Annotated in this window: 21 protein-coding genes and 3 tRNA genes; 16 read left to right on the top strand and 8 right to left on the bottom strand. The window is 59.4% G+C overall.

The window, feature by feature from the left end:
- Positions 1–188: 188 nt before the first annotated feature.
- Positions 189–1,334: a YaaC family protein gene (locus AC1MH0_RS17965; protein WP_480965785.1), complete on the top strand. Its 1,146-nt coding sequence runs from the start codon at positions 189–191 to the stop codon at positions 1,332–1,334.
- Between the two features lie 171 nt (positions 1,335–1,505).
- Here the strand turns inward: AC1MH0_RS17965 and AC1MH0_RS17960 are convergent.
- Positions 1,506–1,579: transfer RNA gene (locus AC1MH0_RS17960), tRNA-Gly, on the bottom strand.
- 129 nt (positions 1,580–1,708) lie between these two features.
- Positions 1,709–2,197 (bottom strand): MarR family transcriptional regulator, encoded by a 489-nt coding sequence (locus tag AC1MH0_RS17955; RefSeq protein WP_480963877.1) that lies wholly within the window; start codon positions 2,195–2,197, stop codon positions 1,709–1,711.
- Between the two features lie 59 nt (positions 2,198–2,256).
- On the opposite strand from AC1MH0_RS17955, the gene AC1MH0_RS17950 reads away from it, so the two are divergent.
- From AC1MH0_RS17950 to AC1MH0_RS17920, 7 genes are all read left to right on the top strand, one after another.
- Complete coding sequence (locus tag AC1MH0_RS17950; protein WP_480963876.1) at positions 2,257–3,366, top strand: branched-chain amino acid aminotransferase; 1,110 nt, start codon at positions 2,257–2,259, stop codon at positions 3,364–3,366.
- 52 nt (positions 3,367–3,418) lie between these two features.
- Positions 3,419–3,493, top strand: a tRNA-Gln gene (locus AC1MH0_RS17945).
- 364 nt (positions 3,494–3,857) lie between these two features.
- Complete coding sequence (locus AC1MH0_RS17940; protein WP_480963875.1) at positions 3,858–4,520, top strand: helix-turn-helix transcriptional regulator; 663 nt, start codon at positions 3,858–3,860, stop codon at positions 4,518–4,520.
- A gap of 76 nt (positions 4,521–4,596) precedes the next feature.
- Entirely contained in the window at positions 4,597–5,061 is a 465-nt protein-coding gene (locus AC1MH0_RS17935; RefSeq protein WP_480963874.1) for a hypothetical protein, read from the top strand.
- 64 nt (positions 5,062–5,125) lie between these two features.
- Positions 5,126–5,881 carry a fimbrial biogenesis chaperone gene (locus AC1MH0_RS17930; RefSeq protein ID WP_480963873.1) on the top strand — a complete coding sequence of 252 codons (756 nt, stop codon included), beginning with the start codon at positions 5,126–5,128 and terminating at the stop codon, positions 5,879–5,881.
- A 286-nt stretch (positions 5,882–6,167) separates the two neighbouring features.
- Positions 6,168–8,513 (top strand): fimbria/pilus outer membrane usher protein, encoded by a 2,346-nt coding sequence (locus tag AC1MH0_RS17925; protein WP_480963872.1) that lies wholly within the window; start codon positions 6,168–6,170, stop codon positions 8,511–8,513.
- Entirely contained in the window at positions 8,482–9,390 is a 909-nt protein-coding gene (locus AC1MH0_RS17920; RefSeq protein ID WP_480963871.1) for a hypothetical protein, read from the top strand. Before AC1MH0_RS17925 ends, AC1MH0_RS17920 begins: the two co-directional genes overlap by 32 nt.
- Here the strand turns inward: AC1MH0_RS17920 and AC1MH0_RS17915 are convergent.
- Positions 9,368–10,078: a response regulator transcription factor gene (locus AC1MH0_RS17915; RefSeq protein WP_480963870.1), complete on the bottom strand. Its 711-nt coding sequence runs from the start codon at positions 10,076–10,078 to the stop codon at positions 9,368–9,370. The two genes, AC1MH0_RS17920 and AC1MH0_RS17915, sit on opposite strands and share 23 nt — an antisense overlap.
- A 984-nt stretch (positions 10,079–11,062) precedes the next feature.
- On the opposite strand from AC1MH0_RS17915, the gene AC1MH0_RS17910 reads away from it, so the two are divergent.
- The gene (locus tag AC1MH0_RS17910; RefSeq protein ID WP_480963869.1) at positions 11,063–12,139 is read left to right on the top strand and encodes an acyltransferase family protein; all 1,077 of its coding nucleotides are present in this window, start codon (positions 11,063–11,065) and stop codon (positions 12,137–12,139) included.
- A gap of 181 nt (positions 12,140–12,320) precedes the next feature.
- Here AC1MH0_RS17910 and AC1MH0_RS17905 read toward each other — a convergent pair whose 3' ends face one another.
- The 3 genes from AC1MH0_RS17905 to AC1MH0_RS17895 form a co-directional block, all read right to left on the bottom strand.
- Entirely contained in the window at positions 12,321–12,893 is a 573-nt protein-coding gene (locus AC1MH0_RS17905) for an LbetaH domain-containing protein (RefSeq protein WP_480963868.1), read from the bottom strand.
- Between the two features lie 10 nt (positions 12,894–12,903).
- The gene (locus tag AC1MH0_RS17900) at positions 12,904–13,890 is read right to left on the bottom strand and encodes a glycosyltransferase family 2 protein (protein WP_480963867.1); all 987 of its coding nucleotides are present in this window, start codon (positions 13,888–13,890) and stop codon (positions 12,904–12,906) included.
- Positions 13,891–13,970: 80 nt separating this feature from the next.
- A complete protein-coding gene (locus AC1MH0_RS17895) occupies positions 13,971–15,122 on the bottom strand; it encodes a glycosyltransferase (protein ID WP_480965784.1) in 1,152 nt (383 codons plus the stop codon).
- A 356-nt stretch (positions 15,123–15,478) separates the two neighbouring features.
- On the opposite strand from AC1MH0_RS17895, the gene AC1MH0_RS17890 reads away from it, so the two are divergent.
- Together AC1MH0_RS17890 and AC1MH0_RS17885 are read left to right on the top strand one after the other, a co-directional pair.
- On the top strand, positions 15,479–16,621 hold the full coding sequence (locus tag AC1MH0_RS17890) for an acyltransferase family protein (RefSeq protein ID WP_480963866.1): 1,143 nt from the start codon (positions 15,479–15,481) through the stop codon (positions 16,619–16,621).
- Between the two features lie 31 nt (positions 16,622–16,652).
- Positions 16,653–17,954, top strand: a complete 1,302-nt coding sequence (locus AC1MH0_RS17885) for a hypothetical protein (RefSeq protein WP_480963865.1) — start codon at positions 16,653–16,655, stop codon at positions 17,952–17,954.
- On the opposite strand, the gene AC1MH0_RS17880 is transcribed toward AC1MH0_RS17885, so the two are convergent.
- The gene (locus AC1MH0_RS17880; protein ID WP_480963864.1) at positions 17,943–19,103 is read right to left on the bottom strand and encodes a right-handed parallel beta-helix repeat-containing protein; all 1,161 of its coding nucleotides are present in this window, start codon (positions 19,101–19,103) and stop codon (positions 17,943–17,945) included. The genes AC1MH0_RS17885 and AC1MH0_RS17880 overlap by 12 nt on opposite strands.
- A 114-nt stretch (positions 19,104–19,217) precedes the next feature.
- On the opposite strand from AC1MH0_RS17880, the gene AC1MH0_RS17875 reads away from it, so the two are divergent.
- The 5 genes from AC1MH0_RS17875 (at position 19,218) to AC1MH0_RS17855 (ending at position 24,662) form a co-directional block, all read left to right on the top strand.
- Positions 19,218–20,408 (top strand): O-antigen ligase family protein, encoded by a 1,191-nt coding sequence (locus tag AC1MH0_RS17875; RefSeq protein WP_480963863.1) that lies wholly within the window; start codon positions 19,218–19,220, stop codon positions 20,406–20,408.
- 119 nt (positions 20,409–20,527) lie between these two features.
- Positions 20,528–21,010 (top strand): acyltransferase, encoded by a 483-nt coding sequence (locus AC1MH0_RS17870; protein WP_480963862.1) that lies wholly within the window; start codon positions 20,528–20,530, stop codon positions 21,008–21,010.
- Positions 21,011–21,154: 144 nt separating this feature from the next.
- The gene (locus tag AC1MH0_RS17865) at positions 21,155–22,186 is read left to right on the top strand and encodes a glycosyltransferase family protein (protein WP_480963861.1); all 1,032 of its coding nucleotides are present in this window, start codon (positions 21,155–21,157) and stop codon (positions 22,184–22,186) included.
- A gap of 1 nt (position 22,187) precedes the next feature.
- Positions 22,188–23,294, top strand: a complete 1,107-nt coding sequence (locus AC1MH0_RS17860) for a glycosyltransferase (protein ID WP_480963860.1) — start codon at positions 22,188–22,190, stop codon at positions 23,292–23,294.
- A 60-nt stretch (positions 23,295–23,354) separates the two neighbouring features.
- Positions 23,355–24,662 (top strand): lipopolysaccharide biosynthesis protein, encoded by a 1,308-nt coding sequence (locus AC1MH0_RS17855; protein ID WP_480963859.1) that lies wholly within the window; start codon positions 23,355–23,357, stop codon positions 24,660–24,662.
- Positions 24,663–25,113: 451 nt separating this feature from the next.
- On the opposite strand, the gene AC1MH0_RS17850 is transcribed toward AC1MH0_RS17855, so the two are convergent.
- Positions 25,114–25,190, bottom strand: a tRNA-Pro gene (locus AC1MH0_RS17850).
- Positions 25,191–25,194: the final 4 nt, after the last annotated feature.

Genomic DNA, 25,194 nt, shown 5'->3' with positions numbered 1-25,194 from the left:
GGTTGGTATCGCGCTGGTATCGCAAACTGCCCATAGTGACCGTTCCTCTTCGCAGTTCTCGTGCGTGCTTCCCTCATATCGCGCTTGAAAGCGCAGTACTGGGAGCAATCGCACTGCAGCGCTCACCCAGACAAAGGAGGTGATAGGAATCGCCTCGAGCGCCGCTCTCAGCTAGCACGTTGCCTATCATGATCATAAATTCGATATCGACCGTTCCAGGAAGCCAAGCGAACTCGCTGACTTGGTTACGACTACGCCGATTCCAGAATGTTCCATACGTTACCGGATTCCTGATGGATCTTCATCAGCTGCCTGCCAGCCTACGTAGCAATGCGAAAAAACAGGCCGAACAAATCCGATTTTGCCTAATCCAAGCCGAAGAATACCTTATCGCTGCTAGAGCTGTCAGCCTAGCGACTAGACCACTCCTTACCTATTACGGCGTCATGAGTTTTGCTCTGGCCGAAATACTATTAAAGCAGTCGGGGGACAGTAGTCTTGACCGAGCGCGCGCGGAGCACGCTCACCATGGACTCATTTTAAAGCAATCCAAGGATCCTTCAAAGTATGAAAACCTCGCGGATAGTGCCAGTTCGCTGATAGCAGCGCCAATGATCAACGGAGTATCACGGCAAGGCACGTTTGATCTCTGGCATAGATCGGCGCGCGAAACACCCGCCGTCGGAAAAAGGATCACAGCGTTCGCAGCAAACACTGAGGAAGGGTCTGAGCTTTTACTTGGCCCCGTCGACGATCGGTTTGAACTTATACCTGCCGGCGGAAGAACGTTATTGAGCGTCTTATCCAACCTGCCGGGAATGGAGCAAACGTTAAGAGAATCGGGGTTGCACGCAAACGTTATACGCGCGACTGGCACGTCGACGCACAGTACCATTGATCGCACATCCAACTATACGTTAGTAATCCATCCAAGTCACCCTGACACCCTAACGCTTATGTTAGATCTCTTTTCATTCTCACCAAATGCGTTCCCTAATATCAGTATTGAAGAGTTAGCACGAGGGTATCGCATAAACTGGAATTATGCGCCGGATTTACCGTTGGGTCACTGCAGGTTTCCGCAATTATTCCAACGCAACGTCAGCGAGATAAAATTCACTGCCGAGACGTCAGTGAACGAGTTCGGTCTCATATATTTGGCTACGTACATTCTCGGTAATTACGCCAGATATTTTCCTGATCAATGGATGAAGGAGGTAGAGACTGCCTCGGCGCTTTCGCTCGCAGCGTCGACGGTCGTCGATATTGCTATTGAACGCGCGCCATTCCTGACAATGTGTGAGCTCGGCCGAAGATGGTACTTTGAAACCTAACGGTCCCTTAGGTTCGCCATCACTGTCGCGCGCCAGAGCAAACATGCTCAGGCGAGGCAATGCTAGCCATCGGAAACTACTAATTTCGCTGAATTATTTGGGACCCGGTCGAAACCACACCTAGACTCGAACGCTGATTAACAGGAGGCTGGAAACCACCGCTGTTTGCGATGGAGCGGGTGAAGGGAATCGAACCCTCGTCACTTGCTTGGGAAGCAAAAGCTCTACCATTGAGCTACACCCGCGAGCGGCGTCTACGCCGGTCGGGCCGGGTAACGCCCCGGCTTTCGATGGTCGGCCGAGTGCCACAACCCTGGCGGCAACGTCAACGCCAAATCGTCCGGCGTTTCTCCGACGCCCCTTCCGCGGATCGCCTAGCCGCGCAGACCAAACACCTGCGAGCGGTCGGCTTCGGGCACCAGTCCTTCCAGTACCGCCCAGAACCCCGATACCGCGCTTTGCCCGGCGCTCGCATACGCCTCGGCCATCCGGACCCGCGCGGCCTCGAACAATTCCCGCTCCATCTTCGAACCTTCTGCCGTCAACCGCAACAACCGCTGCCGACGATCACGCTCGCCGGGGCGCGTTTCAACGAGCTTGCGGTCCGCCAGTTCGTTCAGCACCCGTCCCAGCGACTGCTTGGTGATCGCCAGCAGCGACAGCAATTCACTGACCGTCATGTCGGGCTTTCGCGCGATGAAATACAGCGCACGGTGGTGCGCCCGCCCTAGCCCCTCTTCGGCAAGACCCTGGTCGATCGACCGGGTCAGGTGGCTATAACCGAAGTACAGCAGCTCCATGCCGCGGCGGAGTTCGGGTTCGCGAAGGAACAGGGGCGAAGCAGGAGACGCTGTGGCAGGCATGTTGACCGGTTTAGACATCGCCCGTAGTCGTCGGCAACCCGCAACGAGAGAGATTTTCGATGTCCGTTCCAGCTTTTACGCCGTCTTCCGCCTTCCGCCATGAGCCGAACGCGACTCCGGTCGAGGCGAACGAGCGGGCGAAGCGGCTGATCGATCCCGGATTCGGTCGAGTCTTCACCGATCACATGGCGATGATCCGCTATAGCGATACCAAGGGCTGGCACGATGCGCGCATCACCGCGCGCGCGCCGCTGACGATCGATCCGGCGTCGTCCGTCCTGCATTATGCGCAGGAGATCTTCGAGGGGATGAAGGCGTATCGGCTCGCGGACGGCGGCACCGCGCTTTTCCGCCCCGAGGCGAATGCACGCCGCTTCCAGGATTCGGCGCGGCGCCTTGCGATGCCCGAGCTGCCGACCGAGCTGTTCCTCGAGTCGGTCGAGCGGCTCGTGAAGACCGACACGAACTGGATTCCGGACAGCGACGGCGGCGCGCTGTACCTGCGGCCGTTCATGTTCGCGTCCGAAGTGTTCCTTGGCGTGAAGCCGTCGGCCGAATATCTCTACATGGTGCTCGCCTCGTCGGTCGGGGCCTACTTCAAGGGCGGCGCCCCGACCGTGTCGATCTGGGTCAGCCAGCAATACACGCGCGCTGCTCAGGGCGGTACCGGTGCTGCCAAGTGCGGCGGCAACTACGCGGCCAGCCTGCTCGCGCAGTCCGAAGCGATCCGCAACGGTTGCGACCAGGTCGTCTTCCTCGATGCGGCCGAGCGACGCTGGGTCGAGGAACTCGGCGGCATGAACATCTTCTTCGTGTTCGACGACGGCAGCATGGCGACCCCTGCCCTCACCGGCACGATCCTGCCCGGCATCACGCGCGACTCGATCCTCACGCTCGCCCGTGCACAGGGCATCACCGTGCGGGAGGAGGGCTACACCATCGACCAGTGGCGCGCCGATGCGGCGAGCGGCCGACTGGTCGAGGCGTTCGCCTGCGGCACCGCTGCGGTCGTGACTCCGATCGGTACGGTAGCCAGCCCCGAGGGTCGCTTCACGATCGGCGACGGTGCGCCGGGGCGGCTGACGATGCGGATGCGCGACGCGCTCGTTTCGATCCAGCGCGGCACTGCGCCGGACGACAACAACTGGCTGCACCATCTCGCCGATTGACATCGACAAGGGCTTTTCACCGGCCGCCGCCCCGCTATAAGGCCGCCTCTGTTGGGGCGTCGCCAAGTGGTAAGGCAGCGGCTTTTGATGCCGCCATGCGCAGGTTCGAACCCTGCCGCCCCAGCCAATTTCCACCTCGGCCACTGATCCGGAAAGCTGGGCCGGGTTCGCTGCGGTTCTCGCGACCATCCAGTCAGTGGTCGCTGCACGCGGAAATCCGAAACTCCGGATGCCTTCGGGGACCGTGATTGGTTCGCGCTCGCCATCCGCGTCCATTTCGCAGCTCCCCCACCCCGCGGATGACCTCGAAGTATTACTCGTCGGTGCCGACACTATTCGAGACTCCGTCGCGCAATCATCCGACAGCTTCTTCGTCGATCCAACATCGACATCGACTAAGGACAAGTACGTAGGGAGCAATACCTAAGTCGCCATACGTACTATAACTTCGATTGGATTGGTTGGATGTAGGTGCCCGAGAGGGTGGTCCTATGAGCGTCATCGACAGAATGAATGTGCTGGTACGACCCAGCCCAAGCGCACTTGCGCAGCGTTGGAGCGTGGCCTGGTTCGAACTTGATGCGCAGGCCCGGCTGGTGCTCGACGATGCGCTGCGGCTGCAGCGAACGAACCAGGCGGGACAGCGATTGCTCGACGCCGGTATGGTCGCCCCGCATGTCGGCCACCGCCTGCGATTTGCCGAACCTGCGTCCAATCGCTTGTTCCAGCAACAGGCGGCGCTTGCGTTGTCGCGCGACGAGGCTGTGGCAGCGTTGATCCTGCCTTTCGGCGTTTCGCGCTGGGTCGCGGTGACGATCCTCAAGACGATCGTCGATGGTGGCTGGGTATTGCTGGTCACGCTCGATGACATCAGTTCGCGCACCCTGATCGACGCAAGCATAGCGGGCGCGATGTTCGGCCTGACGCCGTCCGAGTTGCCGGTTTTCCAGGGGGTGGCCGACGCGGTCTGCCCGAAGGAAATATCGCGGACGCTCAACATCTCCGTGAACACGGTGCGCGCCCATCTGCGGTCGATCTATGCAAAGATGAATGTCAGCGGGGCACCCCAGGCACAAAGAATAGCCTTGTCGCTCTCGGTGCATGTTCAACGCAAATTACACCATAGCGATAGTCAATCAGACCTATTCAACTGAACGATTTGTGAACGAAGGCTAGTGTGTAGACAACGACCATCGGCGATCCAGTCGATCAACAGCACGGGAATTCATCATGCTCAGCCTCAAAATTCTCTCCATCGCTATCGTTGCTTCGACCGCATTTGCAGGTGTTGCCAGCGCTGCCACGTTGACCGCGTCGGGCACGATCACGCCGGTCTGCAAAGTCGACACGACCGCGCGTTCGTTCGATCCTGCGCATCAGACGCTGCAGAACATCGCCGGCGTGCTGGTCACCTGCAACAAGTCCGGCAACAAGGCGATCACCGTCGATGCAGCAAACGGCTATTTTTCAGGCCCATCCGGGTCGCAGGTCCACTACAATTTGACGCTCGATCTCGACGGTAACCTTCTGCCGTTCAACAACGTCAACATGACCAGCGCCGCGATTACGGCGGGTATCGGCGCACCGGATGCGACCGTCGCCAACGGCCTGCCGGGCAATTTTTCGGTCACGCTGCAGTCGCTGCCGTTCCTCGCTGGCACGTACAGCGAGTCCTGGGATGTGACGGTCGGCTGATTTTACTGGGGTGGACGCTGCAATCCGGTGGCGTCCACCTCCTTTTTTTCCGGGGGGAAACATCGTGCTGAGAACATCGCGTCGCGTCATCGCCAGCCTCGCCCTCACGGCCCTGACCTCGACGCTGGCCTTCGCCTACAGCGTACAGCCGATGATCTACACGCTGACGCCCAGCGGCGCGCGATCGACCGCCCGGATCACGGTGACCAATACCCGTGCCGAAGTCCTCAACGTCGAGCTCCAGCCCTTCTCGGTTGCGGTCGACGAAGCCGGCAAGCGGACCTTTACCCCGGCACCCAGTGACTTCCTGATCTTCCCGCCGCAAGCCAGCATCGCCGGCAACAAGTCGCAGCTGATGCAGGTCCGCTATGTCGGTGCGCCGACCATGGACCAGGGCAAGGTCTTCGTCCTCCGCGTGAAGCAGACCAATTCCACCGAGATGGTCAAGCAGGACGCCGCAGCGGCAATGCAGAGCCACCTGGCGATGTCGCTCAATTTCAACACCACCGCGATCGTCCAGCCGGACTCGCTCAAGCCCGCGCTGGCGATGACCGGCGATCTCGTGCTCGGAAAGGACGGCGCGCTTCACGGGCGCATGACGAACAGCGGCGCCGGCGTCGCGGACCTGACGCTGTACAGTTGGCAATTGAAACGCGGTGACAAGGTCGAACCGTTGGCGCTCGACCAGATCCGCTATGGCGATGCCGTGTTCGTGATGCCCGGGGCGTCGCGCGAAATGTCCCTTGTCGACACGATCAAGGGACCCGCCCAGCTCATCATCGGCGCTCTTCCGGAGGAGCGAGGTGGCCGCGGGCTATGACCGCGCACGGCGGTCCCGTCGGCGTGCCCGTCGGCACATAAGGCGATCGGCGGCCTGCCTCTGCGCATTGTCCTGCGGTTCGGCCGCAGGCGCAGCCGTTTTCCCGTTCGCGACGCTGGACGTCGCCGCGTTGGTTGCGGCCGACGATGCCGTCGCTGGCGCCGGTGAGGCCCGGCAGGAGAGCGGGCGCGTTCCCTCCACCGTCCCGCAGGATGTGCAGCCTGCGATACCGCCGCCCTCGGCGACACCGCCTCCAACGACACCCTCCCTGGTGACACCCCCCCTGGTGACACCGCCGCTGGTTCCGCGCGGCCTCGTCGACCTCGACGCGCCGTTGCTTGTGAACGGGCGCCTGGTTGGTGAGATCGGCGTTCGCGTCGATACGGCGGGCAATGGCGATATCGACGCCGTCCGCCTGTTGGCGCTGCTTGGGCCCAGCATCGACGCCACGCTGTTCGCCAAGCTGAAGGCGAAAGTCGGACCGGCTCTCCGGGCACGCTTCGACGCGCTCGACGTCCCGCCGATCCACGTCGGCTACGATCCGGCGACGCTTGAGGTTGCCGTTACCGTGCCGGCGAGCGCGCTCGCGCTCCAGTCGCTGAGCATGCGCGGCGACGTTCGCCCCGATCCTTCGCGATACATGCAGCAGGCGCGGTTCGCGGGCGGCGTCGGGTTGGCGGTCGACCAGGGATTCATCGACATCGGGCCCGACCGCGGACGGTCGCCGTTGCGCGTGACGGCGGACGGGTTCGTCACGTTCGGCGCGTTTCCAGGCGTCACCCTCCGGTCGGGCGGTGTCCTCGCCGAGCATGACGGCGGGCATTACGGGTTCGATCGAGCGGTGACGCGGCTGACCTATGACGATTTCGACTCGGCTGTCCGCTACGCAGCAGGAGAGCTGACGCCGCGCATCACGGGCTTCCAGGGCAGCGACACGATCCTCGGCATCGCGGTTGCCCGCGACTATCAGGGGATCCGGCCGTTCGAGAATATCCGTCCCTCGGGGCGCGGCGGTGTGACGCTCGACCGACCATCGACGATCATCGTCGAGACCAACGGCGTCGAGACGCGCCGCCTGCGACTCGATCCGGGCCGCTACCAGCTGACCGATCTGTCGTCGCAGTTCGGCGCGAACGACGTCCGGCTGATCGTCGAGGACGATCTTGGCCGTCACGAAGTGGCATCGGCAGCTTTCTTCACCGCGACCGCGATGCTGGCCGGCGGGCTCACCGATTTCGGCGCCGCGCTCGGCCGGCAGGAGAATGGCGAGCGCCGCTATGGCGGTCCGATGACCGCGACCGGCTATATCCGGCACGGCTTCGCCAACCGCTTCACGCTCGGCACCGGCGGGCAATATGCGGACGGCAACTGGCAGGTCAGCGGGGAAGGCGTGGTCGGCACGCCAATCGGGCTATTCCGTGGCCAGGCCAGCACCAGCCGGTTCGACGGAAAGCAGGGGACCGCGTTCAGCATAGACTGGCTCCAGACGCTGACGCTCGACCGCGACACCTGGAATTTCACGGTCCTGTCGAGCCGCTACAGCAAGGACTTCTCCTCGCCCTTCGATCGCGACGGACGGATCAACGACGAGCGCTGGCATGTCGATGCCCGTGCCGACTGGCGACGCGGCAACTACGGTCTCGCCGCGATCGCAAGCTACGGCAGCACGCGCAGCAACACCGGACGGCAAGGCCTCGACCTGAACGGCTATCTCACGCGCGGTCGCTTCGTCTGGACGGCCACCCTCGGCGTCGAGCGCAACCTGCCGGGCGGCTGGCATCCGCAAGGCCTGCTCGGCCTGTCGATGCGCACCGGGCGACGCGATACGATCGCAGCGCGAGTCGACACCCGCCAGAATACCGGCGTGATCGAGGCCAGCCGGAGCCCGATCGACCAGGTCGGCGACCTGTCTGGCCGGATCCAGCTCGGTCGCAGCGACGAGCGCGCGGGCGTATCCGGCGATGCGCGCTATTTCGGCAACCGGTTCATCGCGTCGATCGAGCAGGACCTTCAATATTCCCGCTCGCCGACCGGCATCGGCGCGCGCGAGACGCGGCTGCGGGCGTCGACCTTTCTCGGTTTTGCCGACGGCAAGGTCTCGATCGGTCGCCCCGGCGTCGGCAATTTCGCGATCTTCGATCGACACGCCACGCTCGACGGCGCGGCAGTCACGATCAAGGACGAGGCGGATTACGTGGTTGGCCGGCAGGATTGGCTCGGCGCGCCGCTGGTGCCGCTCAACCGGGTCTTCAGCCCGATCCTTGACATCTACGACGTCGATCCGCTGCCCGCCGGCTATGATCTGGGCGACGGGCAATTGCTCGCCTTTCCGGGCTCCGCGTCGGGCTACCGAGTCGCCGTCGGATCGGCGGCGTCGCGGATCGCGATGGGGTTCATCGTCACCGCCAGCGGGCCGGTGTCGAACTACTCCGGCGTCATCGAGAAGATCGGCGACCAAGCGTTCGGCAAACGGCCGATCTTCACCAACGACGCGGGCCGGTTCGCGGCCGACCATCTCTCGCCCGGTCGCTACCGCGTGACGATCGAAACCGTGGCCACGGTCGAGTTCGCCGTCTCCGAACTCTCGAAGGGAATAGTCGATGTCGGTACGCTTCATGCAGTCCGCCCTTAGCCGCTGGCTTCCCGGCGCCGCGATCGTGCTGGGGTTGGCGATGCCCGTTGCCGCGTTCGCGTGCGATGTCCGGATCGGCACGCTGGTCGCGAGCCCCATCGCCTACGACCCGTTCGGCATGACCCCCGGCGAGGGATCGCTGCGAACGACCGTCGATCTGGTCGAGGGGGAGAATTGCGAGGCCACCGTCGCGCTGGTCGACGATGCGTCTGCACCACTGCGCACGATCCGATTCGGCGACGCGACACGGCCGCTCGTGTACCGGATCGAAGTGCAACCCGGCGACGGCGTAGTGGCGGGGCTGTCGCCTGATCTGTCAACCGTCCGCCTAAACACCGCGCGGCCCCGCGTCACGATCGTCTGGAGATTACTGGTCGACCAGGATTCGGTGATCGCAGCCGGTGAATATTCCCGGATCGTCCAGGCCATGGTCCGGGCGCCCGATGCCGCCGACAGCGTCTCGGCACCATCGACGATCGTCTTGCGCAGCATCGCCCGCGCCCAGGCGAACTTCGCGGGTACGAGCAGTGGTTTTGCCAGCGGAACCTCGGCGCAGGCGATCGATCTCGGCACGCTCACCACCGGCGAACAGCGCACCGCGATGCTTCAGGTTCGGGCAAACACCGTCGCGCATCTGCTCGTCGTCTCGGCGAACACGGGTCATCTAGTCGGCAGCGACTCCGGCCAGGCCCGTATCCCCTACGGCCTTGCGATCGATGGAACACCCGTAGACCTGTCGGGGCCGTCGTCGCGCACGATCGCCCCGCCGTTGACGATCGACGGCGTCGCGCTCGAACTCCGCGTCACGGTCGGCGATGTCGGAGGCATGCCGTCGGGCCGTTACAGCGACACGATCACGATCGACGTGTCGCCCTGATCTCCGGGGTTTCCACCGCCGGTTCTTCCGATATGTCCTCGCGCCGTCGATTTACCGCTCCCGGCGAAAGCCCCAGTTTCAGCCGCACCCAGTCGGTCGGCTTCTTTGAGTGCAGCTTCACCGCCAGATTGGCGCGGTACACCTCGACCGTCCGATGGCTGATCGCCAGTCGTTTCGCGATTTCCTTGTTGGACAGGCCGTCGATCAACCCCTCGAACACGTTGCGCTCACGCGGCGTCAACGAGGCCAACTGATCCACGTTCGCGCGATCCGCGGTCGTCGCCTGCAGGTCTCGATCCAGGCTTTCGAACCCTTCGAACAAGGCATCGAGCAGGTGCGACGCATCGAATGGGCGCGCGAGAAACTGGATCGACGCCACCTTCATCGCCTCGATCACGGTCGCAACCTCGAGCGTCCGCCCAAGAAGGATCAGGGATAATGGCGGCGATCGCACGCTCTCCACCCGCGCGAGAGCGAGTTGCGCCAGTTGCGCTGCGCTCGCCTCGACGATGACGCATCCCGGCTTGATAGTGTCGATGTCGTCCACGAACTCGTCGAAATCGGGAAGACTGAGAATAGTATAGCCCGCATTGCCCGAAACAAACCTGGAAATCTCCCTAAATGTCTGGCCGGTTTTTTCACCAACGATGTAAATACACTGTACGCGGCGTCGATCGCTCGAATCCACCCTGCATTCTCCCGGTTGCGTGCTGCCACTCTCGAGGGTGTCATTCACGTCGGCCGATCATGCGCTTTAAATATCAACGATCATAACGAAATACGGATCATATTCGTGTTGCTAGGCATATGGTAAACGTGTTGTAATTAATTGACCGTTTTAGTGGCCTAGATCATAAACCGTGTCTCCACATTTTGACGAAATATGGATTATTGTGCCTGGCAAAATTGGCGCACGACGGCTTAATCTCATCGGCGATAGTTTTTATCAAGAACTGCGCCACCGCTCAAACCCAATCGCAAACATCCGATACTCCTCGCGGGAGCGATCACAGCATTTTTGGAGCGACTCAAGGAAGAGAGTTCCGTACTTGTTTTTGAGACCCCGTATGCACTAACTCGACTGATCAAATCAGTCATTGTTGCGACGTGGAAAACAAGGGAAAAAAAGATGCAACGTTAGTAAATTCTTGGCGCATAGATTTTCCGATCGATTGAATCGGAATCATAATTCACGATTTACCGATCCACCTATCTTTGCAGATTGGTGAGTGTTTCATACTCCACTATATTGTAAAAAACGCATGCCGGCAGCCATGATTTCTCCGCTTCACTTGCGATCTTTCGTACTCTGTTCATTTAACTCAACGCTATACTGAATGTTCTTAGAGATACCCATATTCTCAAATATAGCATTATGTAACTATCGCGCTAGTATTTTCGTTTTTGTAAGTCCGCATCAAGTTTGACAAAAAAGCAAACAAATACAAGAGAATGTTCTCGTATTCCGGCCTCAAAACGATGGCAATAATCTTGAATATTTCATATTTAAATCGTTCGGCCTCACCTTAACGCTCTGCCCGATTTTTGCACCATCTCGCGTATTATTCGAAGCAGGCGCTAATACGTCTGCTACATCGGAGTAGATATAAGAGTGTAAGAATTGTTATCCCAGATAAGTCTCTGAGTATGTTCAAAGTTATTCCACGCACGCATGGAAACTGCTTTTCCTGGTAAAGGAGCGTGGATGACTGATTTGAGGACTAAGCTAAGTTCGAGACTAAGTGCGGCACTGGACGTAGCTAGGTCTCTTACAGTTATCTATGTCGTAGTCCATCATGTCGTCAATGCGCGAGGCGCGTCCCATGGCTTGGGACTTATGTTCAGGTTCGGACAGGAAGCCGTCGTAGTATTTTTCCTTTTGAGCGGATTCCTGATCTTCGCCAATGAAAGACGGCGAGCGCTATCGCCTACGGGGTATTATTGGCGCCGATTACGTTGGATCTATCCCGCGCTGCTCATTGCGATGGCAGTCTCTGCACTCGTCGCGCATTTTGACCACACATTGTTGAAACAATTTAGGCCTATCGATTTTTTCGGAACCTTACTGTCCTTGCAAGATTCGAGCGCGTTGAAGCCCGGTGTCGTTTCAGATCCATTTCTAAACAATGATCCGCTATGGTCTCTGTCTTACGAGGTAGCGTTCTATCTTGCGTTTCCGGCCGTTCTTAAAGCCTGGACGCGCAACACCAGGGTTGCAACGGCGGCCATCGGGCTGTCGTGCTGCACCGCGTACATAACTTACGTCGTTTGGCCCAACCACCTTTCGCTAGTTGCCGCCTACTTCCTCGTTTGGTGGACTGGGGCGATGGCCGCGAACGCCTATATGCGAGGCGCGTCCGACTACCGGTCGTTCCTACCGCCATTATACTGGCTGGGCGTGCTCTGCGTCATCGCGCTGACGACAGTGGAAATCGTCGGCTATGCGGGATTTGGATATTATCCTTTCCTGCCCTTCCGCCATTTTGCAGTCGCGCTCGGCATGCTGGTGCTATTTTCCAACCGGTTGGGGGCGACGATCTCGTCATGGTGCGTACCGCTTGCCAAGCCAGCAGCCTTCATGGCGTCGATCTCCTACGGCATATACGTGCTCCACTACCCGATCCTAGTCAGTTGGAGCGCATCTCGATCACCGAGTGGGTTCGCTTTCGCTGGGCTTATACTGATTTTGGTCGCGTACCTCGCGGATCGCCAATTGAACCAGAGCCTGCCACGCGCGCCGAGGGTTTAGTGCTCCAGAGAGCTGCCAACCGATTGCGGCATGCCCGGTCGCTGCTGGGGGAAAGCATCGGCCGCTAAGCCGGCACTATGGACTGGCAGGATCAACACGCTCAGGCCGTTCACCACGCCCTCGGTCAGGGGTGCACGCAATCGGCATGACGACCACCAGCGGAGCATTGGGCTCTACGCACTCAGCCCTCCTTGAACCGCACCCGCCGTTGGCGGATTTCCTTCGCGGGGTTTCCAGTGCAAATCGCCCAATCGGCTATATCGCGCATGGCACAGGCGCGTGCACCTAACACTGCCCCCTCGCCTATTGTCACCCCGGGCCCCACAAAGGCCTCGGCGGCGATCCATGCATGCCTGCGGATACGGATCGGCCGCGCCCGCAGCTGGAAGTTTGCGTCCTCCACGTCATGCGTACCGGCACACAGATGTGCTCCTTGTGAAACCAGTGCGTGCGGCTCGAGCGTGATCCTGGCCATCGAGTAAGCGATCGATCGCGGCCCGAGGCACGCATAATCGCCCATCTCCAAATTAGCCGGATACCAAATTTTCGCACTGCCATACACGCTTGCCGTCGGGGCGATGCGGGCACCGAACACCTGAAGCAGATACCGCCGCCAGGTCCGCAATTGTGGCGGCGTCCATGATGCCAGGAGCAACCAGGTCAGGCTCCAAATTAGTCTATAAGCAATATGGCCCAGGGTGAAGCTTCTCCCTCCCCCTGCAGTTCGGTGCTCTTTTGCGTCCAGTATCGCCATGATTTATCGACTACGCTACAGATTCACCGAGCTTGTGCCCGGTTAATTCTGACAAGCGATCCAACCTTTCCTGGTTACTTCCGCAAGACGAAATCCCCATTTCGTATTCGTAGATCTTTGCATTTACGAGATAGCGATACCAGAAACCCTGGAGAACATGATAGATCATCCCCGAACGGCCATCGAACACACCCCCCTGCGCGATGATGCGGTATAGAAAATACCCGAGGGGGCCAGCCCAGAGGGGGAGGCGATTGTAGATTTTTTCTTTGAAATGTCGCTTGAACGAGGCTTGTCCCGCATCACCCTCCGTCAATAGCCTATCTTCGGGAAACAGACCGTATTTGCGGGCAAGTACATCGATAGCCTCACGCGTGGCATATTTGTTGTGCTTGTCAGTGAAGAAAGTCAGGTCGTTCAGATTGCAGTCCGCGAAACCGCCCTCGAAACTCACCGTTCGTCCACCCCAGACGACGACATGCTCGTCCATCCAGCGATCTTCGATACGCCCTTTGCGGGTGCGCCACAGCCGCAAGAGCACGAGAGGGTAACGTCCACCACGTCGAACCCAGTGATCGAGAAAAATGTGCTTTCGGTTGAAGTTAACTCCGACGACATCGTCTGGCATCACCGGCAACCGGTCGGCAATCACCGCCGCAAGATCCGTTTCTATGATCTCGTCAGCATCAAGCCGCAATACCCACTCGGTCGTGATACCGCCATTATCCAGCCCCCATTGGAACTGCTTCGAGTAATTGACGAATGCGTTGCTCAAGACCCGCGCCCCGGCGGCATTGGCAATCGCTACCGTAAGATCGGTAGAGAAGCTGTCCACGACAAGAATTTCTCGCGCAAAGGGACGGACACTAGCAATTGCACGATCGATATGTCGCGCTTCATTGTAAGTTAGGATCAGGACCGTAACGTCGCGGATGCCGTCGCAGCGGGATTCGTACTGGTTCGGCCCAGCCTCCGCGAGCGCAGTCGCACTTGTCATTGCAGACGTCCTTTCAGCCAATATTTGATCCGTCTTGCTGACAGCGAGACAGATATTTGTCGGTGTAACGCATTAGGCGGCTAAGCCGCGATTGCGGCCTGCAGCACCTTCTCGAGGCTAAGAGCGGCATTGCGAATGTCGAAATGCTCGACGAAACATGCCCGAGCCCGCGCGCCCATCAAGGTACGTTCCGCGGCATTCAGGGCTAGCATTCGGCTCAGCAGCTCACGCGTACCGTCGAGCGTATCGGCCGCGACGAACCCAGCGTTACAAGCCATGACCTCCCGCCAGATATTGACCTTGTTGGAAATCAATATCGGACGGCCGCATGCCATAGCTTCCGCAACGACGATGCCGAAATTTTCCTGATGCGATGGCAGCACGAAGGCGTCGGCGGCGCGGAATGCTCCCATCTTGGCGTCGCCTTCGAGCATGCCCGGCCAATGGATACGCGGGCCTACGCCGCGGCGTGTCGCCAAAGCCTCGAGCTGTGACCTCAGCCCGGTCTGATCCGGCCCTGCAATGACCAGGTCTACATCGGTGACCTGCTGCGCGACCTCGGCAAACGCTTCGACCAGAAGATCGCAGCCCTTCTTTTCGTGAATACGACTCAGATACAGCAAGAAGCGCCGCTCGCCGAGCGCTGGCAATGCTGCGCGGAACGTCGCCACCTCTCGTTCGGCGTTGGACGCTAGCAGATCGGGGGCGCCATAGCTGACGACCTGCTCGTGCAGCCGATAGGGTTTGAACACACCTCGCGCCCGCAGTTTCTCTTCTTCGCTCGTGAACAAGACACGGTTCGCATGGCGAAGTAACGGCCCTTCGTTGATCAGCCAAACCGCCTGCTTCGCGAGTGCCTTGATCGGGTATTGTTCGTTGAACCACGGATCGAGCATACCATGGGTAAACACGACATAGGGCGTATTGCCGCCGGCGAGTCCCCATCGCGCCGCGACCGCAGCGTAGTTCCATAACCCCGATACGATAGCCACGTCATATTCGCACCGATGCGCTTTGAGCCACGGAATGGCCTTCGGCGCGTAGCCGAAGCGCTTCCAGAGCGGCTCTTGCCGGTGGCTCAACGTACCGCCGTTCGACGCATCGTTACCGGTAGCGATGACGCGCGCGGGACTTTTCGCCAAAAACGCCGCGCTAGGTGGATCCAACGTCATCACGTCCTGGACATGACCAAGCCGCTCAAGCTCCGCCCCGACGCGGAATACGCCTTCGATCGGCCCTCCATGGGTCGGGTTTGCCGATGCGATGATGCGGAGGATTTTCAGGCTCTTACCCTTTGTTGGACCTTACCGGAAAAGGAGGTTTCCAGCCAGTATTGAACGGGCGTCGTACGCAAATCATTCAGGATAGTTTACGCGTTCAGCATTGGTACTTCACACTTTCACAATATTTACGAGCGGTGCCATTTAATCGAATAACCTGCTGATTTTGCGAACACTATTAATAGGCCCTATAAATATTCGACTATTCGATAGCCCTTATAACAAATAGCCTGCTATTCGCACTTGCAGCATATCATGAGACTGCGCAAGACGCGCCGATTCCGGACGCCGCGAAATCAGGAAAATCGATGACAATTCAAAGCGCGACGAAGGCAGACGAAATCGACGCCGCTGAAAATCTCAAGAGCAAAGTTCACAGCCTTGCGTATGTCGACTCGTCGCGTGGCATTGCGATTCTCATGGTGATGGCGGTTCACCTATCGCAGCAATTCGTCCACATGGCCCCGATTATACGGCATGTTATGGCGTTTGGACAAATGGGCGTTCAGCTATTCTTCGTCGCATCTGCTTACACATTGTTCCGATCGATCGACCACCGAGGCTATCAATATAGATGGATCAGTAACTTCTATATACGGAGGGTATTTCGGATTGCGCCGTTATATTGGCTCGCTATCATTATCTATGCTTCTCTGAACTATTTCCAGAGGACTGTATTGCACCTCACGAATTATAATGGATTTGATTATTCCGCTGGAAGCGTGATTGCGAACGCAGCTTTTTTACATGGCTTCGTTCCGGCCGCGTTCAATTCCGTCGTGCCTGGTGGCTGGTCGATCGGCACCGAGATGATCTTCTACGCGATTTTTCCGGCTCTTTTTGCGGCGCTCTCGTCAATCAACGCGCGACTGGGGATCGTCGGCCCGGCACTGTGCGTCGCTGGCACGTTCGCTTGCGCTGTCGCCCTGTTTTCTTGGGCTGGACCATATAGTAACAACGGATTTTGGTATTGCTTTATCATCAATCAGCTTCCGGTCTTCATGACGGGAGCATTGCTGTACTATGCCATCTCCGGAAGGGTTTTGACACTTAGTCCGCTGCGGGATTCGATAGCCTTCGTCGTTTTCGCTTCGATCGGATATTACTGCCTACGCTATGAGCATCTGGTAGTTCTGCCGCTAGTATGTGCTGTTGCATTCGCGTTTTTGTTCAACGTGTTGCGTGGTACCGTCACACGCGTCGGCTTGTTGGAACGTATCGGCCAAGCATCGTACAGCATGTACGTGTTCCATTTCGTGCTAGCGAAATTCGGCGCGAAGTTAGCACTGGCGAAGCTACCAGGTCTTGCGCGGTGGGAAAACATTGCCTTTCCGCTAGCCTTCATCGCGATCGTCGCGCTGACCTATGCCGCAGCGCGTATCTCCGAGCGGCTGATCGAGGATCGCTTCATTCTCTATGGCAGGCGCCTGATTGCCTGGCGCACGACATGAGGGAGCAATGCCAGTGCGACACAAAGGGCACGTGACATCGACGCTTCGCGTGCTCTGCGCCGCGTCGCTGCTGTTGGGATTGACCGCCGCTACGTCGGCCCGACCCACCCGAATTCTCGGTCTCTACGTGATCGGCCAGTCCAATGCCGGTAGCCGTGGAGCAGACCAACCGCCGTTCAGCCGCGCCTTGTTTCCAGACGCGGTGATCGGCGCCAGCACTGGCTTTTGGACACGCGGCGCACGCGCGTCCGATCGATCGGCATTCACCCGGTTTGTCCCACTCCGCGACATCGCGACGCCAATGAACGGTCCGTTGCGCGCGACGACGACCGCGTTCGCAACGGAATTTCAACTCCGGAGATCGGAAGGAAGCCGTTCGATCTACGCTTTTACCGACTTCGACGACGGGATGCCTCTGCCGGCCTTCTTCGATGGTAATGGTCATCACAATCAGGCGAATGTGCTCGCTGACGTCAGACGAGCGATGTCAGTTGCGCAAGCGAATGGAAGCGAGTTCCAGGTGTTCGCGCTCCTGTGGATCCAAGGGGAAACGCCGTCCCCAAACTACGAAGCGGATTTGCGTCGGCTGAAAACAAACCTTTCCGCGGAAATCGTGAAGCTGACCGGCCAGAGCGAGCCTCCATATTTCATGATACAGCAGGTCAACCAAGGCGACGGCTACTCGGGTGCCAGTGGGGTCGAGCAAGCACAATTGGACTTCGCGCGCCACGACAAGGATGCCCGCGTCGTGATGATAGGCCCTACCTATCAAGCACGATACCTGCCCGGCGACGCCAACCACGTCGGCAGTCTCGGGCGAATGATGCTGGGTGACATTGCCGGCCTGGTCCTCTCCCGCTTGATCGAGGGTAAGGGGTTCGTGCCCTTGTTGCCGACCGCAGGCATTTTGCGCGGCAAAACGGTGACGTTGAGTTTTGCGGTTCCTGGCGGACCCATGGCATTCGATCATGAAACCATGCCGCCCATCCCCAATGACGGGTTCGTCTTTTCCGATAGCAACGGTTCCGTACGAATCGCGTCGGTCAAATTGGCTGCCCACGATACGGTCGAACTCGAACTGACGGATGTACCCACCGGATCGAACCCGACCATCAGCTATGCGATCGACACAGAGCGCGACATGGATGGTTATGGAAGTGGTCGGGGCACCCTCTTCTCGACGGATGAGGCGCCATCTCTGTTTGCCACGCTTGGTTTCGATGTGCCCGCCAGAATTCGCCACTATGCCGTACGTTTTCGGTGGAAGCTGGCTCAATCAAGCCGCCAGCATCAGCCTGGCGCCGCCTTGATTGGCAATCCGTCAGCGCGTTGATACTCCGTCGATCCGACCGCGGACAACGGAAGGAGCCAATCGCACATCGCGACGTCCATTACCGAAGAACATGTTGCCCGAAACCGAGACATCGCGCGCGCAAGAGATCGTCATCGAGGCATTGTCGGTCTCGCGAAAGATCACGTTGTTGGCAATGAGCAAGCCGTCCCAATAGCTCGCATTTTCGAATTCGGCGATGTCCTCGATCGCGACATCCATGCTGTTGTGCGCAAACTGGTTCCCGGTGACGACCAGTTGCCCGAATCGTACGGGAGAGGCTTTAAGGTTGCGGCGGTTGGTCAATCTGATGGCCGCTTCGCCCGAATGCTCGATTGAGTTGGATTCGATGATCAGGATGGAAGTGCTCGCCTCGAGTTCCATCATGTACGCGGATCGACCGCCGTTGAACTTGTTCGCCACGACCCGCAACCCGCCTGAAGAACGCTGCAAGATACCAACGCCGAGAGATTGAAAAGTGCTGTTGCCGTTGAAGAAATGGCATCCCGATACGAGACTGTCGCCCGCGTCGCCATCGATACCGTTTCCGACGAGCACCGCTTGATCGGCGTAGAAGAAAAAATCGCAGTTGATGATGCGGAACGACGAGGCGTTGAGGGTATCGATGCACGTCCGCCATCGTCGAAATTTCACATTCTCGATCTGCGCAAAAAGCGAGGATGTATGCACCGCGCTTGCACCGATCCGGATCGCCGACATCGGGGCCACCCGCGGCCCCGTGGAGTCGTCGGAGCCTATGATCGAAAAGTCCCGAAAAATGGGCACGGCGGCCGGGTCGGCGCCGCCGCCCGTGTGCGTGATCGCAGCGGCACCCCCGCTGCCCATCGGTTTCAGAACCGTCGACGGCCCATCACCGGCGATACCGCCTTTGCGGAGATGCAACGCGGAGAAGAGGTACGTACCGGCTGGGTAATAGACCATGACCGCAGCATCGTGTGCGCGCTGGAGTGCGGCAGTATCGTCCTGATTGCCGCTGCCCGTCACGCCGAAATCGCGGACATCGACGCGTGAGCGCTGCGCTACCGCTGCGCCTTTGCCAACTGCCGAACTTGCTCCCTGCGAGGCCAAAGCGAGAGCAGACCCCAATACGGTACGGCGGGTGGGCAAACTTGGACGGCGCAAAGATGACATGGCCGGCCTCTTCGGTTACGTGGAGCTTGTGCCTAGGCTATAAGAATCCTTTGTCGAGCCATTCCTTACGACCCGATCCGCAAAATCGACGGCGGCTCATTCCGGGAAATGCTCATGTTCGAGATTCCAATAGTCATCAGTTCCTATCTTCTGCTATCGATGCAGGGCATCGGGAATTATCTACTGAACTCTGGCCCCCTATCTGCCTGGAAACAGGTGATAATTGGCCTGCTTTTTGTTTATGCTTGCGTGCGTCATGCCACCACTCGTGGAGCGCTGATCGTATTTTGCCTGCTGATCGCAGCCATCCTGATCATCAATACGTTGACGCTGGGCAGGCCGGTCGCTTCCACGACTTACAATATCTTCTTTTTCGTCGGCTGGGTTCCGTTTTTCGTGTTCGCACAGTCAATAGATCTGGAAAACAGACCCAAGCTCGGGCGTCTTTTTGCATCCCTGATCATATTGTCGGCAGTCGGATTGTGGTTGCAGCTGACGACGCATCTGCTTGATTTTCTGAAACTTACGCTCGAATCGGAGCTGCGTGACAAGACGGGTGAGGCGCAGCGGTTCGCCCTCGTCTACGTCACTTCGACTGGCGTGATGCCGACGCTCGCCGGATTCTATTGCTTGGCACTCAGCGCACGCATCAACACCTTCTGGCAGGTTCTCGCAACTATTGCCTTGATCGTCTCCGCTATTCCAACCGCCTCGTTGGCTGCCTTCGTGATGCTCGCTTGCAGTTTGTGCGCGTTTGCCGTGGTTGCCAGAGGTTGGGGTCGATCGCTCCTGATTGCGCTGGCAGCCATCTTCGCGCTCGCAGCGCCGCTACTCCAGAGCAACGACGTAGCTAAGCAACTCGCGCGCATTGGCGACAGCACGACATCGTCCCAGTCCAACTCCGGCCGACTGGAACTCTGGCAGCAGTCGATCGCGATCCTGGCAGAGTCCTCCCCGCGTGAGGCGATCGTCGGTCATGGTATCGGGACGACGAACGGTAATCTCGGCGCAGAAGCCCTCTACACCAACGGGGAGTCCTCCTATTTTCAAGCCGCGATCGAGGGTGGCCTGCTCGGGTTGGCCCTACGCTTTCTCCCCCTCTGTCTATTGCTCATATCCTCGGCGTACGTTCCGGATCGGGCGATGTACTGGCTGTACGGGATCGGGATCGCGATATGCTGCGCGGTCGCACCGGTGTTCGCATTATACGGTCTGCAGTGCAGCGTCGGCATGGTTGCTGGCTATACCGCGGGACGCCGGAGGCGATTGCGGCAATCCCGGCAAGCCCCCACCTCCACTGCGTAAAAACTTTACTCATCTAGATATGACAATATCTCTAGAACAATCCTCGTTGTACTGGGCCCACAATTCGATAAGAGGACGGTAGAGCATCGGATGCGAAGGTCGTTAACAGTATGCGATACATGTTGGCGAATATTATTCTTCTCTTGCTTCCCCCAACTAGATGTTTTCAATTCAAACGCTATGTACTTATAAAACTTGGCATAAAGATCGGGCGCGGCACCAATATCTGTGGCGGTGTCCAATTTTTCGGTGGTGGGGGAATCGATATCGGCAGCGACTGCTGGATCGGGCTGAATACCAAATTCATCACGTCGTCCGATACCGTCGTCCGCATCGCCGATAATTGCGATATCGCGCCCGACGTCATCTTCATGTGCGGCACGCACGAAATCGGGAAGCCCTCCCGCCGCGCGGGCGCGGGTCGAGGCAACGACATAGTGATCGGCGCAGGTTGCTGGATCGGTGTCCGCTCGACTCTGCTCGGTGGCGCGGTTCTTGAGGGTGGTAACATCGTCGGTGCCGGCACGCTGGTGCGTGGCGTCCAGTTCGCCCCCGACACACTCGTCCTCGGTGTTCCCGGCCGCATCGCAAGGAGCCTGTAGGTGATCGCAAACACACGACCGCGAATATTCTACATCGCCCCCGCTTATCTGGGCCCCGATGCGGACCTCGGCATTCCCGCCGTTCGCAACAAGGTCTTCGGCGTCTGCTCGGCGTTGCATGCCGCGGGCGCCCTTCCCGTCGTGTTGGCGATCTCGCCTGTCGGAACCGAGGTCGGTCGCAACTGGCTAAGCCAGCATCGCGCCGGCGGCACGGTTAGCTACCAGTTGCGAGGTTGGGGGCGCGCCGGGATCCGGCGACTGGTGTCGATGGCGGTGCTTGCATGGGGCGGCGCGCACCTGATCCGCCGTCAGGATACGGTCCTGTTCTACAATTTTTTCCCCGAATATCTGCTGTTGGCCGCCTGGCGCGCAGCGATTGGGCGCAGGTGCGTGATCGACATCGAGGATGCGCCACGTCCCGACGAGAAAGGCGCTCGCGGATTGATGAACCGCTGGGCGTTCCGCGCGCTCCGTTTGCTGTGCGCTCCACGTCACGTGGTCGCGTCGCGCAAGCTGGTCGAATATGTCGGTCTAGACAATGTCCTGCCCGTTTACGGCGTCGCGTCTTGGTTTCAGGATGTGGCAGCCAACGCCGCGCCACGCTTTTCGGGCGAACGGATCAACGTCCTCCTCGGCGGCGCCATACAGATCGACACCGGCTTGGCGGTATTCGTCGAGGCTCTGCGAATGTTGTCGATCGATCCAGCACGCGATCAATTTCGATTTTTCGTGACGGGACACTTCCAGCCCGATGCCAAGCATATGTTGCAGCGTCTATTGGCAGAAACCGATATCGCTCTCGTCCTCTCGCAGGATCTGACAAACACCGATTACGCGGCGCTTCTTTCGCAAATCGACGTCGGCTTATGCCTCAAGCTGGAAAGCAATGAGGTTGGCAAGAGCACATTCCCATCGAAGGTCATCGAGATTGCCGCCCGCGGCCTCCTGCTCTGCTCCACCCCGGTAAGCGATGTGCCGACGCTGTTCTCCAGCGATACCGCACTGATCCTCCCATCGGAAAAGCCCGAGGATCTGGTTGCCGCGCTGCACGCGATAAATCTCGACCGGCCCGGTTACGCCGCGATCGCGGAGCGCGGTCGCCTGATGATCCTTGATACGCAGTCCGCCGCACGGGTCGGGGAGCGATTGCTGAACTTCCTCACGGCCGGGCGTTAAGATGCGCCGGCTGGTTTTCTGGGAGCCGACAGTCTCGCCGCACAAGCTGGACTGGATTCGGCAGTTGCAAGTGCAACCTGAGGTCGAACGCTGCATCTATGTTTCCGACGCACATCTCCGACGCGAGCGCATCGAACTCGGCTGGAACGTCGATGAGGATTCCGATCTCGAACTGATCGTGGCGCCGACGCCCGAACGGATTCGCGCGATATTTGTCGAGCATCCTGACGCGATCCACATATTTTCGGGAATGCGCCACGCGCCCTCGATCGTCCTCGGGTTGAGATGCGCCATCGAGTTCCGCGCCCGGTTTGGCTTATGCTCGGAACCGCGCGTACTGGAGGGTGGCGCCGGTAAAGTGCGGCTCCTGCAAAGCTGGCTGACCGAGCGAGCACTACGGCGGCATGCCGAATTCATCCTCGCAATCGGCGCCAATGGGCCACGTTGGTTCCAGCTCGCTGGTTATCCGCGCTCCCGTATCTTTCGCTTCGGGTATTTCGTCGATCCCATGGACATGCGTGCTGCCGTCGCTGGGACGAACGCCGAGCAACGTCCTACGATCGCCTATATCGGGCGGCTCGTGGGTGAAAAAGGATGCGATGCGTTCCTGGAAGCCGCGGAGCAGCTTTTGGAGTTCGACAAGCTTTTCGCTGGCACGGGGATCGTCGAGGCGGACATCATGGCCGCCGCGCGTCGCGATCCGACGATCCGTTTCCTAAGCGTGGTCCCGCGCGCAAAGCTGGCCGAAGTGTTCGCGTCTGCCGATATTCTCGTTCTGCCTTCGCGAACGACTGCCGACGGATGGGGCGTTGTCGTGAGCGAGGCGCTGATGTCCGGCTGCTTCGCGATCGTCAGCCGCTTTGCGGGCTCCTCGGCCGCGATCGTCGATGCGTCTCTGGGAACAACTCTTACAGTCGTTACCGCCGACGCCATCGTACAAGCGGCCCGCCAAGCGAACGCGGATGGCCTGTTAGATATCGAACATCGTGTGAAGCGTCAGGGATGGGGCCAGCGCGAGCTATCTGCCAGCGCCGGCGCTCGCCGGTTCCTTGCTATTCTCGATGCTGTCGAGACGGGCACCGTCGTGCCGCAGTGGCCAGGCTTCTGACGTCGCGAAGCACATCCCCACGTCGCCGATCGATAGCCGTGAACTCCAGGAGGCGCGTCCGTGTCTGAACACCTAGCCCATCGCGCCAGCCGACTCCGCAACATTCGACTATCTGGCGGCGTCGGCATCGCCGGGCGGCTCGTCGCGATGGTGACGATGTTCGTCTCCTATCCAATGACCCTGCATTATCTTGGCGCGGAGCGGTTCGGGCTCTGGATGATCGTCAGTTCCTTCAACATGGCGGTGTCCTTCTCCGATCTCGGTCTCGGAAACGGGCTTCTGACGGTGATTGCCGAAAACAATGGACGCGATGATCATGAGGCGATCCGGAGGGCAATCGCGTCCGCATATGTGATGGTCTCGTCATTGGCATTGTTGATCATGATCGGCCTCGGCTTGAGTGCGTTCCAGCCCTTCTGGGCGAAGGCGTTGGCCATCCACCAGCCCGACACGATCGCGCAGTTGCCGTATGCACTCCTTGCGTTCGCGGCCTGTTTTACCGTCAATATTCCGCTGTCGCTGGCGACCAAGATCCAGTCGGGAATGCAGCAGGGCTACACCGCGGCGCTGTGGCAGGCGGTCGGCAGTATCCTGTCGCTGCTGCTGATAGTCCTGGCCGTGTTGATGCGGGCCGACGTCGCCATCCTCATCCTCGCGTTCATGGGCGGCGGCGTCATCGCGAATTTGCTCAACTCGATCTTTCTTTTCGTTCGCCGGCCCGAAATCCGGCCCAGGCTTGCCTCGGTATCGGCAGCAATGACGAAGACGCTGTTGCGCACCGGGATGGCGTTCTTCTTCCTGCAACTCGTGATCTCGCTGAGCTTCGGCTATGACTCCGTCATCGTTGCGCGGTCCATGGGTGCCGTATCCGTACCGCAATGGGCGATCCCCGAGCGCCTGTTCAGCATCATAGGCATTCTCTCCGCTTTTGCGCTCCAACCGCTATGGCCGGCTTATCGAGAGGCGATCAGTCGCCGTGATCTGGATTGGGTGCGCATCGCATTCCGCAATTCACTGTTGTTGACCGCCGGAGGTGCAGCGGTCGTTGCCACGCTCTTAACGCTGACTGCTCCATTCGTCATACCCTTGTGGGTGGGCGACGCGATCCACCCGGCCCTCTGGGTCGTGGCGAGCTTCGGGTTGTGGCGTATCATTGATGCCACCTATAACTGCCTGACAACGTTCCTGAACGGTTTGGGGAAGCTTCGCCTGCAAATGTGGGTGACCAGTGTTGTGTGTAGGCAGACTCGCCAACCCCACAAACCAGCGCCTTCCACGGTCAGCCTTCGCAATCCTCTGCGGGATAATCGTACCGCTGCGACCAGGCCGCAGGTTCATCCGGTCGTCGCCGATTTCGGTAAGGTGTAGCTTACGAACGGTCCACGGGTGGCAGCTACCGCCCCGCGACGCGACGATCGATACGTCGATTGAGCGACAGCTTTTCGCAGGATCGGGTGGTTGAGTAACACCCGATCAAAGTCTCGGCGTCGCTCGGCAGATTAGCGGCCGGCGATTAATGTGTCGCGGCGCCAAAGCCCTCCGCTCTAGATACTCGCCCTTCTGCGCGGCGGCGTTCCAGCTTGAGCAGTGCTGGATCGATACGGCGAAGCGTATGCCCGTGCCTCTGATGTTCGGCAAAATCACGACGAGCCGATCGCAAACCTAGAGTCCAAGACTGCGTTTGCCTTGCGGTGGACGGATGAATACCGCCGCTCGGTCATATTGGCGAAGGATCCTTTGCCGCCTCAAATCAGGTTCGGCGAGGAAACGGATTGTCTTGAATGCCAATATTGAGGCGCAAAATACGACTTCAGCGCGATGGTCGGGGAGACAGGATTCGAACCTGCGACCCCCTGGTCCCAAACCAGGTGCGCTACCAGCCTGCGCCACTCCCCGACCG

It is taken from the genome of Sphingomonas sp. AP28, from assembly GCF_056680455.1.
Note: the sequence above shows the minus strand (reverse complement) of the source record. Positions and strands in the feature narration are given on the sequence as shown.

Bases quoted from the DNA above. Each gene is read 5' to 3' on its own strand.
- AC1MH0_RS17935 (WP_480963874.1), top strand. From the start codon at position 4,597: ATGCTCAGCCTCAAAATTCTCTCCATCGCTATCGTTGCTTCGACCGCA.
- AC1MH0_RS17965 (WP_480965785.1), top strand. From the start codon at position 189: ATGATCATAAATTCGATATCGACCGTTCCAGGAAGCCAAGCGAACTCG.
- AC1MH0_RS17905 (WP_480963868.1), bottom strand. From the start codon at position 12,893: ATGGCGATACTGGACGCAAAAGAGCACCGAACTGCAGGGGGAGGGAGA.
- AC1MH0_RS17910 (WP_480963869.1), top strand. From the start codon at position 11,063: ATGGAAACTGCTTTTCCTGGTAAAGGAGCGTGGATGACTGATTTGAGG.
- AC1MH0_RS17860 (WP_480963860.1), top strand. From the start codon at position 22,188: ATGCGCCGGCTGGTTTTCTGGGAGCCGACAGTCTCGCCGCACAAGCTG.
- AC1MH0_RS17875 (WP_480963863.1), top strand. From the start codon at position 19,218: ATGTTCGAGATTCCAATAGTCATCAGTTCCTATCTTCTGCTATCGATG.
- AC1MH0_RS17940 (WP_480963875.1), top strand. From the start codon at position 3,858: ATGAGCGTCATCGACAGAATGAATGTGCTGGTACGACCCAGCCCAAGC.
- AC1MH0_RS17920 (WP_480963871.1), top strand. From the start codon at position 8,482: ATGTCGGTACGCTTCATGCAGTCCGCCCTTAGCCGCTGGCTTCCCGGC.
- AC1MH0_RS17955 (WP_480963877.1), bottom strand. From the start codon at position 2,197: ATGCCTGCCACAGCGTCTCCTGCTTCGCCCCTGTTCCTTCGCGAACCC.
- AC1MH0_RS17950 (WP_480963876.1), top strand. From the start codon at position 2,257: ATGTCCGTTCCAGCTTTTACGCCGTCTTCCGCCTTCCGCCATGAGCCG.
- AC1MH0_RS17870 (WP_480963862.1), top strand. From the start codon at position 20,528: ATGTTGGCGAATATTATTCTTCTCTTGCTTCCCCCAACTAGATGTTTT.
- AC1MH0_RS17890 (WP_480963866.1), top strand. From the start codon at position 15,479: ATGACAATTCAAAGCGCGACGAAGGCAGACGAAATCGACGCCGCTGAA.
- AC1MH0_RS17900 (WP_480963867.1), bottom strand. From the start codon at position 13,890: ATGACAAGTGCGACTGCGCTCGCGGAGGCTGGGCCGAACCAGTACGAA.
- AC1MH0_RS17880 (WP_480963864.1), bottom strand. From the start codon at position 19,103: ATGTCATCTTTGCGCCGTCCAAGTTTGCCCACCCGCCGTACCGTATTG.